The 13,714-nt window shown below is 70.9% G+C and carries 12 protein-coding genes and 2 pseudogenes; 9 read left to right on the top strand and 5 right to left on the bottom strand.

Annotation, left to right across the window (positions count from 1 at the left end):
• A pseudogene (locus AOK16_RS01560) lies at positions 1-491 on the top strand (hypothetical protein); the annotation flags it as partial.
• A 134-nt stretch (positions 492-625) separates the two neighbouring features.
• Here the strand turns inward: AOK16_RS01560 and AOK16_RS01555 are convergent.
• Together AOK16_RS01555 and AOK16_RS01550 are read right to left on the bottom strand one after the other, a co-directional pair.
• Positions 626-1,768, bottom strand: a complete 1,143-nt coding sequence (locus AOK16_RS01555; protein WP_055470379.1) for an NADH-quinone oxidoreductase subunit D — start codon at positions 1,766-1,768, stop codon at positions 626-628.
• Between the two features lie 16 nt (positions 1,769-1,784).
• Positions 1,785-3,134 (bottom strand): SAM-dependent methyltransferase, encoded by a 1,350-nt coding sequence (locus tag AOK16_RS01550; protein WP_079100950.1) that lies wholly within the window; start codon positions 3,132-3,134, stop codon positions 1,785-1,787.
• An 84-nt stretch (positions 3,135-3,218) separates the two neighbouring features.
• Here AOK16_RS01550 and AOK16_RS01545 point away from each other — a divergent pair, with 84 nt between their 5' ends.
• From AOK16_RS01545 to AOK16_RS01505, 8 genes are all read left to right on the top strand, one after another.
• On the top strand, positions 3,219-4,418 hold the full coding sequence (locus tag AOK16_RS01545) for a sensor histidine kinase (protein WP_055470378.1): 1,200 nt from the start codon (positions 3,219-3,221) through the stop codon (positions 4,416-4,418).
• Positions 4,419-4,594: 176 nt separating this feature from the next.
• Positions 4,595-5,272, top strand: coding sequence for a response regulator (locus AOK16_RS01540; RefSeq protein WP_055470377.1), 678 nt, complete (start codon positions 4,595-4,597; stop codon positions 5,270-5,272).
• 164 nt (positions 5,273-5,436) lie between these two features.
• On the top strand, positions 5,437-6,801 hold the full coding sequence (locus AOK16_RS01530; RefSeq protein ID WP_157859063.1) for an FAD-dependent oxidoreductase: 1,365 nt from the start codon (positions 5,437-5,439) through the stop codon (positions 6,799-6,801).
• Between the two features lie 167 nt (positions 6,802-6,968).
• Complete coding sequence (locus AOK16_RS26945) at positions 6,969-8,405, top strand: ATP-binding protein (RefSeq protein WP_055470374.1); 1,437 nt, start codon at positions 6,969-6,971, stop codon at positions 8,403-8,405.
• A gap of 4 nt (positions 8,406-8,409) precedes the next feature.
• Complete coding sequence (locus AOK16_RS26940) at positions 8,410-8,808, top strand: roadblock/LC7 domain-containing protein (RefSeq protein WP_055470373.1); 399 nt, start codon at positions 8,410-8,412, stop codon at positions 8,806-8,808.
• Positions 8,805-9,167, top strand: coding sequence for a DUF742 domain-containing protein (locus AOK16_RS01515; protein ID WP_055470372.1), 363 nt, complete (start codon positions 8,805-8,807; stop codon positions 9,165-9,167). The genes AOK16_RS26940 and AOK16_RS01515 overlap by 4 nt, the downstream gene beginning before the upstream one ends.
• Positions 9,148-9,759, top strand: coding sequence for a GTP-binding protein (locus AOK16_RS01510; RefSeq protein ID WP_055470371.1), 612 nt, complete (start codon positions 9,148-9,150; stop codon positions 9,757-9,759). Before AOK16_RS01515 ends, AOK16_RS01510 begins: the two co-directional genes overlap by 20 nt.
• Positions 9,756-11,210 (top strand): cytochrome P450, encoded by a 1,455-nt coding sequence (locus AOK16_RS01505; protein WP_055470370.1) that lies wholly within the window; start codon positions 9,756-9,758, stop codon positions 11,208-11,210. The genes AOK16_RS01510 and AOK16_RS01505 overlap by 4 nt, the downstream gene beginning before the upstream one ends.
• Before the next feature lie 4 nt (positions 11,211-11,214).
• Here the strand turns inward: AOK16_RS01505 and AOK16_RS01500 are convergent, their stop codons facing one another.
• From AOK16_RS01500 to AOK16_RS27560, 3 genes and pseudogenes are all read right to left on the bottom strand, one after another.
• The gene (locus AOK16_RS01500; RefSeq protein WP_055470369.1) at positions 11,215-12,306 is read right to left on the bottom strand and encodes a terpene synthase family protein; all 1,092 of its coding nucleotides are present in this window, start codon (positions 12,304-12,306) and stop codon (positions 11,215-11,217) included.
• A gap of 56 nt (positions 12,307-12,362) precedes the next feature.
• Entirely contained in the window at positions 12,363-13,274 is a 912-nt protein-coding gene (locus tag AOK16_RS01495) for a methyltransferase domain-containing protein (RefSeq protein WP_055470368.1), read from the bottom strand.
• Positions 13,275-13,528: 254 nt separating this feature from the next.
• Positions 13,529-13,714: pseudogene (locus AOK16_RS27560) on the bottom strand (hypothetical protein); the annotation flags it as partial.

Genomic DNA, 13,714 nt, shown 5'->3' with positions numbered 1-13,714 from the left:
GGGCCTCGGCCGAGGCCCGGCGCGAAGGCCCCGCGGGCGAGGGCCTCCTGGACGGCAAGGGCGCCCCGACCCCCACCGCGTACGCCACCGCGGACAAGGCGCTCGCCGAACTGGTCCGCAACGCCGCGCGCCAGCGGGCGCAGCAGACCGCCGAGCACCAGCGCGAAGACGACCAGGAAGACCCTGGCGACCGAGCGGCCCGGGCGGACAGCGGGCAGCGGACCTCCGCCGGGCCCGCCGCCGCGCCGTACTCCCCGCTGCGCCGCCCCACCTCGCGTGTCGAAGGCGGCTTCGACTTCTTCGGCACCAAGCCCGTGCCCCTGGCGTCGGCTTCGGCGGCGGAGGAGGACCTGGCGGACGTCGTCGGCCCCGAGGTCCTGGCCACCGCCGCGCAGTTGGAGCAGGAGGGGAGTGCGGGCGGGGCCATCGACCTCACGGAGCACGACGAGACCGAGCAGATCGACGTACGCGAGCTGCGCGCCTCCTCGTAGGCGCACGCTTCTCGTGTAGGCCAGCGCTTCCTCGTAGGCCTCCGCCGAGGTCCTCGTAGGCCCGCCGGGGCGAGTGCCGTTCGGCGCCCGCTATGCGTTGCCCGCTACGTGCGCCTGCTATGTGTCGAAGTCCGCTATTTGTCGATGTCGCCCACGACGAAGAACAGCGATCCCAGGATCGCCACCATGTCGGCGACCAGCGTGCCCGGCAGCAGCTCGGTCAGCGCCTGGATGTTGTTGAACGAGGCCGAGCGCAGCTTCAGCCGGTACGGCGTCTTCTCGCCCTTCGACACCAGGTAGTAGCCGTTCAGCCCGAGAGGGTTCTCGGTCCAGGCGTACGTGTGCCCTTCCGGCGCCTTCAGCACCTTCGGCAGCCGCTGGTTGATCGGCCCCTGCGGCAGCTCCGCCAGCCGGTCCAGGCAGGCGTCCGCCAGATCGAGGGCGTTGTGGGTCTGCTCCAGCAGGCACTCGAAGCGCGCCAGGCAGTCGCCCTCGCTCCTGGTGACGACCTTGAGCACGTCCCGCAGCTCCCCGTACGCGAGGTACGGCTCGTCGCGCCGCAGGTCGAAGTCGACGCCCGAGGCGCGGGCGATCGGGCCGCTCACCCCGTACGCGTGCACGGCCTCCGGCGAGAGCACGCCCACGCCGCGCGTCCGGCCGCGGAAGATCTCGTTGCCTAGGACGAGCCGGTCGTACACGTCCATCCGTGAGCGCACCTCGGCCACCGCCGCCCGGGCCCGGCCCTGCCAGCCCGCAGGGAGGTCCTCCTTCAGGCCGCCGACGCGGTTGAACATGTAGTGCATCCGGCCGCCGGAGACTTCCTCCATCACCTGCTGGAGGTCCTCGCGCTCGCGGAAGGCGTGGAAGATCGGGGTGATTCCGCCCAGTTCAAGGGGGTACGAGCCGAGGAACATCAGGTGGTTGAGCACCCGGTTCAGCTCGGCGAGCAGCGTGCGCGTCCACACCGCCCGCTCGGGCACCTCCATGCCGAGCATCCGCTCGACGGCGAGGACGACCCCGAGTTCGTTGGAGAAGGCCGACAGCCAGTCGTGACGGTTGGCGAGCACGATGATCTGGCGGTAGTCGCGGGCCTCGAAGAGCTTCTCCGCGCCCCGGTGCATATAGCCGATCACCGGCTCCGCGTGCCGGATCCGCTCGCCGTCGAGCACGAGCCGCAGCCGCAGCACACCGTGCGTGGACGGGTGCTGCGGGCCGATGTTGAGCACCATGTCCGTGCTCTCCGCCGCACCGCCGATCCCGACTGTCGTCTCCGTCATGGCACCAGTCTCGCAGCTAGGCGGGGGCCGGGAGCCCGAGGGTGGCGAGGGCCGCGGGCGCGACCCCGACCGGTTGGGCCAGCCACACGAAGGCCCCCAGACCCGCCGAGTCGGTGAGTTCGGCCGCCTCGCCCGCCGAACTCAGGGCCCGTACATACGCGGTGGGGTCGGTGGAGGCGAGGGAGAGGGGCGGGCGCCCGCCCGTGACGCCGAGGGAACGGAGGGCGTTGCGCTGGGTCAGGAGAAGCGGATCTTCCGCCTCCGAGGCCGCGCCTCCTGGTGCATTGCCTCCCGAGGCCGTGCCCGCCGAGGCTGCGCCTCCCGAGGCCGCTCCTGCCGACCTCGCCGCCCCCGTGCCCGCCGCCCCCGTGCCTGCTGCCTCCGCGCTCGCCGACCTGACCGCCTCCGCGCCCGCCGCCGCGCACGCGTCCATCGCCACATGGGCGGTGATGTCGCACGACCCGTCCGGGACCGGCCGCACCTCGTGCCCGTCCCGGAAGCCGGTCAGCGTGCCGAACGACGGGCGGGCGGCGCGGTCGTGGCCGTAGTCGACGGCGACGGCGAGGCCGCGGGAGAGCGATGCCACGGCCCGTGCCCACGCCTCGTCGCGAGGCCGCCCGATCTCGGCGCGCAGCCCGGCTTCGGTGCGCAGAAGCCCGGCTTCAGTGCGCGGCTCTGGTTCGGTGCGTAGCCCAGGTTCGGCGCGCGGCCCTGTCTCGGGCCGCGCGCCCGCGCCCGTCCCGCGTACGCCCGTCTCCCCTCCGCCCAGCGGCCACCACCGCGCCAGCCACTCCGCATCGGCCCCCGCCACCGGCGGACCGAGCCGTTCCGCGCCGTCCGGGGCGACCTGGACGGCGCGCGCCACACCCGCCTCGTCGGTCTCCGCCACCTCGACCGGCACGTTGTCGAGCCACTCGTTGGCGAAGACCAGCCCGGTCCAGGACGCCGCCTCGGGAAGGTCCGGCAGCCAGGCCACGCGCGCGTCGAGCCCGTCCGGCCGGGGCGCGCGCTCCACCGCGTACGGCCGCAGGCGCGCGCCCAGTTCCCGGTCCACCGCTGCCAGCACGCCGGTCAGCAGCTCGCCGCGCCCGGCGCCCACGTCCACCAGAGCCAGCTCCTCCGGCCGCCCGAGCGCCGCGTCGAGCCGCCGCAGCAACTCGGCGACGGCACCGGCGAAGAGGGGAGAGGCATGTACGGAGGTACGGAAGTGACGGGCGGGGCGCTCGCGTACGAAGAACCCGCCCGGCCCGTACAGCGCCGCCTCGCTCGCCTCGCGCCACCCCTGCCACCTCGCCGTTTCGTTCACGCCCACACCGTACGGGCGGGCCGGCGCGGCGTCCCTCCGCACGCCGGTACCGCCGCCCATCCACCTTGGGGAGTAGGTGCGGTGCACAGGGATCGGCCCTGTGGCTGACACCGGCACGCACTTGCCCTGCCTACTCTGGGTTACGTGCAGCGTCTCTACGACTTCCTCCGCAGGCACCCGACGGGGGTCGACAGCTTCTGGGCCGTCGTCCTCCTCGGGATGGGCGCCATGTTCGTCGCGGGGAAGGGGCTGAAAGGCAGCGAGGTGCTCGGGGCTTTCGTCACGATCCCCGCGCTGTGCCTCGTGGTCGCGCTGCGCCGCCGGGCGCCGGAGGCGATGCTGCTGCTGGCCATCGTGGCCGGTGCCGTCCAGCTCGCGATGAACTTCAGGATCAACACCGCCGACCTCGCGATGCTGGTGATCGTCTACACGGTCGCCGCCGTCGGAGCCCGCTGGGCCTCCCGGCTCGCCCTCGTCGGAGGGCTGGCCGCGCCCGCGCTCGCCAACATCCGCTGGCCGGACGACTACTCGACCGGCTGGCAGAACCTCGTGGCCGCCTTCTTCCTGACGGTCCCCTTCGTCCTCGCCTGGGTCCTCGGCGACTCCTTGCGCACCCGCCGCGCGTACTACGCCCAACTCGAGGAGCGGGCCGCGCGCCTGGAGAAGGAGCGCGAGGCCCAGTCCAAGGTGGCCGTCGCGGCCGAGCGGGCGCGCATCGCGCGCGAGCTGCACGACGTGGTCGCGCACAACGTGTCCGTGATGGTCGTCCAGGCCGACGGCGCCGCCTACGTCCTGGACACCGCGCCCGACCAGGCCAAGCAGGCCCTGGAGACGATCTCCGGCACCGGCCGCCAGGCGCTCGCCGAGATGCGGCGGCTGCTCGGCGTGCTGCGCACCGGCGAACCGGGCGACGGCGGCGGCGAGTACGTGCCCCAGCCCGACGTCGGCCAGCTCGACGACCTGATCGAGCAGGTGCGCGGCGCGGGCCTGACCGTCGACTTCCGGGTGGAGGGCAGCCCGCGGCCGCTGCCCAGCGGCGTCGAGCTCACCGCGTACCGCATCGTGCAGGAGGCACTCACCAACACCCGCAAGCACGGCGGCCCCGACGTGGGCGCGACCGTCCGCCTCACCTACGGTGAGGCCGAGTTGGACCTCCTGGTCGAGGACGACGGGCGGGGCGCGCAGCAGGAGCTGTACGAGGCCGGCGGGGCCGACGGGCTCGGGCACGGGCTGATCGGCATGCGGGAGCGGGTCGGAATGGTCGGCGGCCGGCTCGACGCGGGGCCGCGGCCGGGCGGCGGCTTCCGGATCAGCGCGGTGCTGCCGCTGAAGACGGCGAGCTGACACTGAAGACGGCGGGCTGCCACCGGGGATGGCGAGCGAGCCGATGTCGGTGGCGGTGTGCGCGGACGCCGAGGTGGCAGCCGAGGCCGGCGACGGCCTGCCGACGAGACCGCTCAACGACGAGACCTCACCGACGAGACCGCTCGACAAGGTGCTTCACGAAGGGACCGACCCACATGCCAACACCGATCCGCGTGATGCTGGTCGACGACCAGGCGCTGCTGCGCACCGGCTTCCGCATGGTGCTCCAGGCGCAGCCCGACATGGAGGTCGTCGCCGAGGCGGGGGACGGCGCGGAGGCCATCGAGGTGCTGCGCGCGCGGGCGGTCGACGTCGTGCTGATGGACGTACGCATGCCGCGCATGGACGGGGTCGAGGCCACCCGCCACATCTGCGAGGCGGAGGGCGCGCCGCGGGTGCTGATCCTGACGACCTTCGACCTCGACGAGTACGCCTTCTCCGCGCTGAAGGCGGGCGCCAGCGGCTTCATGCTCAAGGATGTGCCCCCGGGCGAGCTGCTGGCCGCGATCCGGGCCGTGCACAGCGGCGACGCGGTGGTCGCGCCGAGCACCACCCGCCGCCTGCTGGACCGCTTCGCCCCCCTGCTGCCGAGTACGGCGGCGGAACCGGCGAACGCCGAACTGCGGAGCCTCACCGACCGCGAGCGCGAGGTGCTGCTCCTGGTCGCCCAGGGCCTGTCGAACGGCGAGATCGCCGCCGAACTCGTCCTCTCCGAAGCCACCGTCAAGACCCACGTGGGCCGCATCCTCACCAAACTCGACCTCCGCGACCGGGTCCAGGCGGTGGTCCTCGCCTACGAGACGGGCCTGGTGAAGGCGGGCGGCGGACGGTAGTCCGCTTGCCCGCGTCTGGGCGGTTCCGGTCGTTCGGTCCCGGTGCCCACGCGGTCCAGCGGAGGGCCTCCGCGGTCCAACGGAAGGCTCACACGATCCAACTGCCCTTAAATTAGCGGCAGTTCACTCTACGATCGGCTCGGGAGATGACATCATGGGGCAGCATGACACATGATCGTTTGGCGTGTGCTGTGGTCATCGGTAGCGGCATTTGCGGTCTGGCGGCAGCGCGTGTGCTGTCGGACCACTTCGAGCGAGTGGTGCTGGTAGAGCGCGACGATCTGTCCGGCGAACGCGGGCGCCGAGGCGTCCCCCAGGCGCGGCACGTCCACGGACTGCTCGCCCGGGGCGGCCAGCATCTGGAGGAACTCTTCCCCGGGCTTCGGGACGAGCTGCGCAGCGCGGGAGGCCCGCTCTTCGACCACGGAGAGATGGCTCCGACGCGCGTGTGGGCGGGCGCCATTCCTCCGGTGAGATCGGGGGTGCTGGCCCACGCCTTCAGCCGGGACCTCCTGGAGTCCAGGATCCGTACGCGGGTGGTGGCGCTGCCCTCCGTGGAGCTGCGGGCCGGAACAGCGGTCGAGGAGCTCCACCTGGAAGGCGGCCGAGTGGCCGGCGTGCGCGTGAGGACCGCCGCGGCGGACGGTGAGAAGGGCCACTCCGAGGTCCTGGAGGCGGACCTGGTGGTGGATGCCTCCGGGCGCTTCTCCGCTCTGCCGGACTGGCTGGAGAAGGCCGGCTTCCCGCGGCCGCGCGAGACGGTCGTGGACGCCGGCCTGGCCTATGCCACCCGGACCTTCACGGCGCCTCCACAGGCGTACTGGGGCCTGCAGCAGATCAACCAGGCGCCGGAGCACCCGCGCGGCGTCTATGTCGCAGGTGTGGAGCAGGGGCGTTGGATCGTCACGCTCTTCGGCGCCGCCGACGACCACCCTCCCGCCGATGAGGAAGGTTGGCTCGAATTCGCCCGCAGTCTGGGGAACCTGCACCTGGACAGGCTCCTTGACGCAGCGACTCCCGAGCCCGGGGTCCACCGCTTCACCCGGACGCAGAACCGCCGGGTCGAGTACGCGGCGCTCACCCGCCGGCCGGACCGGCTCATAGCGATCGGCGATTCGGTGTGCGCCTTCAACCCCGTCTACGGGCAGGGCATGACGGTGTCGGTACTCCAGACCGTCGCTCTCGGACGCCACCTGGAGCGCGCCCGTACGCGGGGGCTGGACGGCATGGCGCGGCGGTACCAGCGCGAGATCGCGCGCCTGATACGGCTGCCGTGGCTCATGTCGACCAGCGAGGATCTGATCTGGCAGCACCACCGTGAGGGCAAGGCGCTGCCGGCTCTGCTCAGGGCGTCCAACTGGTACAAGCAGCGGCTGCTCTACCTGGCCGTGCACGACCCCGAGGTCTTCCGGCTCTTCCTCCGCGTCTACCACATGCTCGCCCCGACGGCGGCGATGGCGGGACCGCGAATCCTGGCCAAAGTGATCTTCAACGGGGAGAGTCCCGCAGCCCAACGGGCCGTCAACTAGATTTGCTCCAGGCATCATTGGGGCCGGCCGATACCCGGCAAGCGCCCCGGCTGCGGCCGCCCACGAGGCGGCCGCAGCCCAGCTCCACGTCCACATTCCGTTGATATTTGAGGATGCTGATGGATCGTTCTGGCTCACCTCCCGGCGGCCGGAAGCCCAGCCCAGCCATGGTGGCGTTGCCTGTCGCCTGCGCGAGTGCCGCCTGCACAGCCGGCGCCACCCCCTTCGTCTCCGCCTCCCATTACGGAGTGCTCTTCTGGCTCGGTGGGATCACCACGGTCGTCGTCTCGCTGGCTTCCAGCCTGACGGCGCGCCGCGCCCTGGTCCGCCAGCGCCGCGAACACGCCTACCAGGAATCCCTGTTGACGCAGCGGGTCCACGAGCAGGAAGCCGCGATGGTGCGGCTGGCCAACTCGGTGCTTCCCCAGGCGGTCTCCCGGATCCACCACGGCGAAGCCGCCGAGGACGTCATGACGGGCTTCCGGTTCGGCGAGGGGCAGGGGCTCGCCCCCCAGTTCCAGGCCGCGGGACACACCATCGTCTCGGCGGTGCTGGAGGCGGTCCAGGCCGAGGAGGACCTCCGTGCCTCCGGGCAGCGGCGCATGGTGGCCATCGCCCGCCGTGTGCAGTCACAGGTCCACCGGCTCCAGGTCGACCTGCGGACGATGCAGGAGCGCCACGACGGGAACCCCAAGGTCTTCGAGGACCTCCTGGCCGTGGACCACAGCAACGAGCTGATCGGGCGCGTAGCCGACAACATCGTCTACCTCAACGGCGGGCGCCCCGGGCAGCGTTGGCCGCACCCCATGCCGCTGCTCAAGGTGTTGCGCGGCGCGATGAGCAAGATCGAGGCGTTCCAGCGGATCAAGCTCGAGAAGGTCGTCGAGGGCATCGCGATCACCGCACCCGCGGTGCCCCCCGTGATGGCGGCGCTGGCCGAGCTCATGGACAACGCCACCCGGTACTCGCCGCCGAAGAGCGATGTCATCGTCACCGCCTTCGACGTGCAGAACGGCATCGCCATCCAGATCGAGGACAAGGGACTCGGTCTGACCGAGGAGGCCCGCGAGCGCAACGAGCTCCTCCTGAGCCAGTCCTCCGACCTGGCCGAACTGGGTGACACTCCGCGTCTCGGCCTCGCCGTGGTGGGCCAGTTGAGGGCCACGACGGGGTTCGACGTCGCCCTGCGCCACGGCGCGTACGGCGGGGTCTGCGCCGTACTGAGGATTCCCAAGGATCTCATCACCACCGCTCCCGAGGCGGCGGACGACCTCCTCGGCATTGTGCCCGCGGCCGCTGCCGGGGCGATGGCCACGCGCGGTCCGGCGCCCGCGGCCGCACCGGAGCCGTCGTCCCGTGCGGCGTCCGGACCGGCACCGCAGGATGAGGTGGCCGTCCCGGTCGGCCGGACCTCCAAGGGGCTGCCCCGCCGCGCGCGGCGCATCCCGGTCGCCGCCGCCGAGAGCGGTGGGGCGGCCACGGAGCGGCCCGCCGACCAGGCCGTGGCGCCCACGGAACCCGGCATACGGATATCCGCCTTCCGGAGCGCTTACACCGATTCCCGAGACCCGAACAGTGATCCACAGTCAGGTAAGGGTGAGTAGACCTATGACCGGCGAATTGGACTGGTTCCTGGAGGACCTGGCCAAGCAGGTCCCCCAGACACGCCGCGTGATCTGGCTCTCCTCCGACGGGCTCGTGAGGTCCCAGCACGGCTGCACACGCGAGGAAGCCGAGCACCTGGCCGCCATCGGGTCGGGGCTGAAGAGCCTCTCGGCAGGCGCGGGTGCCTTCATGCCCATCGCGGAGTCGAAGGTGACGCTGATCGTCCTGGCCTTCGAGGACGGCATCCTCTACCAGACGCCCGCCGCCGACAACTCCTCGCTCATGGTCACCGCGGACGCGGGCGTCGACGACGGCCTCATGGCGCAGCGCATGAGCGACCTGGTCAAGCGACTCGGCGATCACCTCAAGACCCCCGCGCGCGGTGACGGGCAGGACGCGTGAGTGGTAGCCGCAGAGTTTGGGAAGGACAGAGCCCCGAACGGCTCTACGTGATCGCGGGGGGACAGCGCGCGGCGGCCGAGACGCCTCTGGACCTGGTGACGCTGATCGTCGCGCGGAGCGAGCCACGCCCGGGGATGCAGCCCGAACACCTGGCGATTCTGCGGCTGTGCAGTTCCCCGCTCTCCGTGGTGGAGATCGCAGCCCACCTGGGCCTACCGGTCAGTGTGATCACCGTGCTGCTCGGAGATCTCCTGGCGGACGGCGACGTGGAGGCCCGAGCGCCCGCCCGGGTCCGGCGTGCCCAACTCCCTGACATCGCAATCGTTGAGACGGTAATGGATGGACTGCGAAAACTCTGAAGAGACTGCGCATCCGCAGAGCGACGGCATACCCAAGTCTGCAGGCGTGAAGATCGTCATCGTCGGCGGCTTCGGCGTCGGCAAGACCACCATGGTCGGTTCCGTGAGCGAGATCCGTCCGCTGCGCACCGAGGAGACCATGACCCAGGCGGGCGTCGGCATCGACGACCCGGCCGGCGTCGAACAGAAGACCACGACCACCGTGGTCCTGGACTTCGGACGCATCACGGTCAGCAGGGAGATGGTGCTCTATCTGTTCGGCGCCCCGGGCCAGGAGCGCTTCTGGTTCCTCTGGAAGGGCCTGATAGAAGGCGCCCTCGGCGCCGTCGTGCTGGTCGACACCCGGCGGCTCGAAGTGAGCTTCGATGTCATGAACCGGCTGGAGGAGCAGGAAGTGCCCTTCGTGGTGGCCATCAACCACTTCCAGGATTCCCCCCGGCACGCCATCGAGGACATCAGGGAATCCCTCGACCTGCCCGAGTCCATACCGATCGTCGAGTGCGACGTCCGCAGCCGCGAATCCAGCCGTGACGTCCTGCTGGAGCTCATGGGTTACCTGCACTCCCTCACCGCGACGCAGGAGGCATCGTGAACACGTCCCCCGACCGAGGTGTCACCGGCACCCCGGTGTCCCCGCCGCCGGGGTGCCCCGCGCACGGCCTGATACCCGAACTCCGGCGCCTGGACGGCCCCGAGGCCGAGGCCGACCCCATGGCCCTCTACGAGAGCCTGCGCAAGGAACACGGCACCGTCGCGCCCGTCATGTTCCACGGCGACGTACGGGCCTGGCTGGTGCTGGGGCACAGGGAGAACCTGGAGGTGATGCGCAACCCGTTCCGGTACTCACGCGATTCGCGGATGTGGCGCGACCAGGTTCCGCAGGACCACCCCCTGGCACCGATCACGCAGTGGCAACCGCTGTGCAACTTCGCTGACGGCGACGACCACCGCCGGCTGCGGGGAGCGGTCACCGACAGCATCGCCCGCTTCAACCACCGCGGGATCCGCGGCCACGTCAACCGCTACGCCAACCAGCTCATCGACCGCTTCGCCGCCTCGGGGCGGGCAGATCTGGTGGCCGACTTCGCCGTCCCCCTGCCGATGCTGGTCATGGTGCGGCTGGTCGGCCTGCCCGAGGAGTACGGCCCGCGGCTGGTCGACGCGACCCGGGACATGCTCAAGGGCACGGAGACCGCCGTGGCGAGCAACGCCTTCATCACCGACACGCTGCAGCGGCTGGTGGAGCGGAAGAGGGCCGACCCCGGGCACGACTTCGCCTCCTGGCTGCTGGAGCACAAGGCGGCTCTGAGCGACGAGGAGGTGAGGGAGCACCTCCGGCTCGTCCTCATCGCGGCCTTCGAGACCACGGCCAACCTGATCGCGAACACCCTGAGCATGAACCTCACCGACCAGGCGTTCCAGGCGGACATCGCCGGTGGCCAGATGACGCTGCCCGACGCGCTGGAGCAAGTGCTCTGGGACAAGCCGTCGTTCGAGCTCATGGTGGGGCGGTGGGCGACGGGCGACACCAGGCTGGGCGGCCAGGACATCAAGGCCGGGGACATGCTCGTTCTGGGGCTGGCCGCCGGGAACGTCGATCCGGAAATCCGGCCGGACCTCTCCGACCCCGTGTACGGCAACCGGTCCCACCTCGCGTTCGGCGGCGGTGACCACGAGTGCCCCGGCCAGGAGGTCGGCAGGGCCATCGCCGAGGTGGGGATCGACGCCCTGCTGCACCGGCTCCAGGACGTGAAGCTGGCGATCCGCCCGGGCGACCTGGCGTGGCGCAAGTCGTCCCTGCTGTCCAGCTACCTGGTTGCGCTGCCGGTGGAGTTCAGCCCGCACCGCCCCCGGCAGAGCGAGCCGGTGCGGGCCGGTGATCTGTCCGAAAGCGAGCCCCGGACCGTGCCCGTATCGGGGAAGTCCTCCGCGGCGGAGCGGGGTGCCCCGGAGCGGGTCACCCCGCAGTCGCCGGCCCTGGCGCCCGTGGGGCCGCGGCCCTCCTGGTGGCGCCGGCTGGTCCAGCGGCTGCGGGGTCAGTGACGCGTCACCGAGCGAGCTGGTCCCACCACCAGGCGGTGGCGGGAATGGGGAGCGGGTCCGTCCGGGTATCGACGGGCCCGCTCCGCCATGTGATGTTCCACGAGGCCCCGGTCTGCGGCAGTGCGTGCCGGTTGCGGGGGCTGGCGTAGCGGGGGGCCGCGTTCATCCAGTGGATGCAGCCGGCGATGTAGTCGCCCAACGACTCCAGATACCGCCGGAGTTCAGGGCCGGCTGTGCCCGCGATCCGTTCGCGAAGCCGCAGGAACAGGGTCATGCACCGGTCCCGGATGGCCACGGTCTCGGCCACGGCCTGCTGGGGTGGGCAGCGGTTGTGGTGCATGAGGATGTTGATGATGTTCCGGTCGGTCGTCTCCTGGCTGTCCTCCTTTGCGTACGAGAAGAGGTCGTTGTCGCAGGAGACGACGAATCCGGCGACATCCGTCAGGGCCTGGACCGGGGCGCTGTACAGCTCGTCCTGGGTCATCCGTATGCCGTTGGCGGCCAGGGACCAGGCCAGGGAGAACCGGGTGCCGTTGATGGAGGGACGCATCGTGACGTAGTCTGACAGGCTCGGCATCACATCGGATTCGATGGCGCCGACCTGCCAGGAGGCGCCGAACAGCCAGTCCCGCAACCCTTCCTGTACGTAGTGCAGTTGGGCAGGGGTTAGGGCGGCCCGGGTGAGCGTTGCGAGCTCTTCCAGCGCGGTGCCCAGGGGGCCGCCGTCGAGTGTGCCCGAACCGGGTGACTCCAGGCAGCGGGCGATCCGCGCGTTGAGGTCGACGACGGAGCGGGTGAGGGTGGACGCGGAACCGGTGTCGTGGGCCTGGTCGTCCAGGGCGAAGGCCCAGTGGTTCCACATGATGAACAGCAGCACGAGACGCGGATCCCCGCGGGGGATCATGCGGCAGCTGAAATCGGTGCTGTGAGTGGCGATACTCCAGGCGCGGTCGACTCCGTCGCGGAAGATGCCCGACGCGTCGAGCCAGTCGACGGCCTGCTCTTCCAGCTCCTTGGCCTCGGGGTGCACCTGGGACTCGATGGGACAGTAGAACGGCGGCAGGTTCCAGCCGATGACGGGTGCGCGGGTGGGCATGGCCTCGCTCCTGGACGCGGTGGGTGGGACGGATACGGCCCGCTGCCGAGGGCCGTTCACCCCCGGAGGCGGAACTGCAGCAGCCGGGTCTCCACTTCGCGGTCGCGCCAGACACGGAAGAACTTGCCGTGGGTGAGAGCCGATTCGGTGAGCCGGTCGCGCTTGATGGGCGACTCGCCCGCGGTCTCGTGCGCCGCGAGCTCCATGGTCGACCAGGCCATGCTCTGCACCCAGAACTCGGCGACCCGGTCCGTGACGTCCTCGTTCACCACGAGCTCGAACCCCGCGGCCTCGGCCGCCGCGAGGTACTCCGGCAGTGTCCCGAGCCGGGTCTTGTAGTAGTCGTCGATGAACTCCGCCCACTCGGACCCGCACAGGAAGTGCTCCTCGAGCCCGAACCAGCCGCCGGGCTTCAGGGCCTTGGCCATGACCGCGAACAGCCGCTCCCTGTCCATGTACCCGGAGCTCTCCACCGCGACAGCCGCGTCGAAACGGCGTGCGTACGTGATCTCGTGGACGTCGCCGAGGACGACGGCGACCCGGTCGGCTGCCGAGGAGGCGCCCACGAACTCGCCGATGAGGGGGAGATGTTCGGGCGTGTTGGTCAGCGCGGTCACCGACGCCCCGTGCTCCTCGGCCCAGTACAGCGAGCCGCCCCCCACGCCGCAGCCGACATCCAGGAGCGTGGCCGGCGGAGTGTCGTGCACCCCCCAGACCCGTGCGGCGTGGGCGAGCATCGCCTCCTGCGAGGCGACGATCCGCTGCCGTATGACGTGCTGCCCGACGGCGGCTGTCGGAGCGGGGTGGGACGGGTCGAACAGGCCCATATGGAAGTGGATCCGGGGGCCCGGGCCGTACTTGTGGAGAATGCTCGCGGTCTTGGCGGAGTAGTACCGGGGCACCGCGGCCTTGTCGAAAGCGTTGCGTTCGGTCCTAGAAGGCATCGACGCCACCAGGCCCTGATCCATGTACCCTCCATAGCTCGTACCCGCGCACCAGGGACCGTCTGCGCTGCACAGAAGCGGTCTTGATCGGTCCGTGTTTTCCCAACAACGAACATGGCCAACCCGGAGCCGCCGTTCCGCGCCCGAGAATCTGTCTGAATTTGTCGCTTTCTGATTGATTTCAGGTGGCGGGAAATGGCCAGCCGCGGTTCGGAATGGCCGAGCTCAACTCCCTTGCGGGCAAAGCGACTTCCTGCCCGGTGAGCTTCCGGTCTGCCTCAGTCCTGGATGCCCACCCGGTCCATGAACCCCCGCACCGCCTCCGCCACGTCGCTCGCCGTCCAGTCCAGGCCCTCGGAGGTGACCGTCACCTCCGTCATCGAGACACCTGGAGCCTCGCTCCCGCGCCAGACGCGGAAGAGGGCCGTGCGGGTTTCCTCGGCCTGGCGGAGGCGGTGCGGGGG

This window comes from Streptomyces pathocidini (assembly GCF_001418495.1).
Lineage (GTDB): Bacteria > Actinomycetota > Actinomycetes > Streptomycetales > Streptomycetaceae > Streptomyces > Streptomyces pathocidini.
The sequence above is the reverse complement of the archived record's forward strand: the minus strand, read 5'-3'. Positions and strand labels throughout refer to the sequence as shown.

Coding starts and splice junctions, on each gene's coding strand:
- AOK16_RS01540 (WP_055470377.1), top strand. CDS start 4,595: ATGCCAACACCGATCCGCGTGATGCTGGTCGACGACCAGGCGCTGCTG.
- AOK16_RS26945 (WP_055470374.1), top strand. CDS start 6,969: ATGGTGGCGTTGCCTGTCGCCTGCGCGAGTGCCGCCTGCACAGCCGGC.
- AOK16_RS01495 (WP_055470368.1), bottom strand. CDS start 13,274: ATGGATCAGGGCCTGGTGGCGTCGATGCCTTCTAGGACCGAACGCAAC.
- AOK16_RS01530 (WP_157859063.1), top strand. CDS start 5,437: ATGACACATGATCGTTTGGCGTGTGCTGTGGTCATCGGTAGCGGCATT.
- AOK16_RS01500 (WP_055470369.1), bottom strand. CDS start 12,306: ATGCCCACCCGCGCACCCGTCATCGGCTGGAACCTGCCGCCGTTCTAC.
- AOK16_RS01555 (WP_055470379.1), bottom strand. CDS start 1,768: ATGACGGAGACGACAGTCGGGATCGGCGGTGCGGCGGAGAGCACGGAC.
- AOK16_RS01550 (WP_079100950.1), bottom strand. CDS start 3,134: ATGGGCGGCGGTACCGGCGTGCGGAGGGACGCCGCGCCGGCCCGCCCG.
- AOK16_RS01510 (WP_055470371.1), top strand. CDS start 9,148: ATGGACTGCGAAAACTCTGAAGAGACTGCGCATCCGCAGAGCGACGGC.
- AOK16_RS26940 (WP_055470373.1), top strand. CDS start 8,410: ATGACCGGCGAATTGGACTGGTTCCTGGAGGACCTGGCCAAGCAGGTC.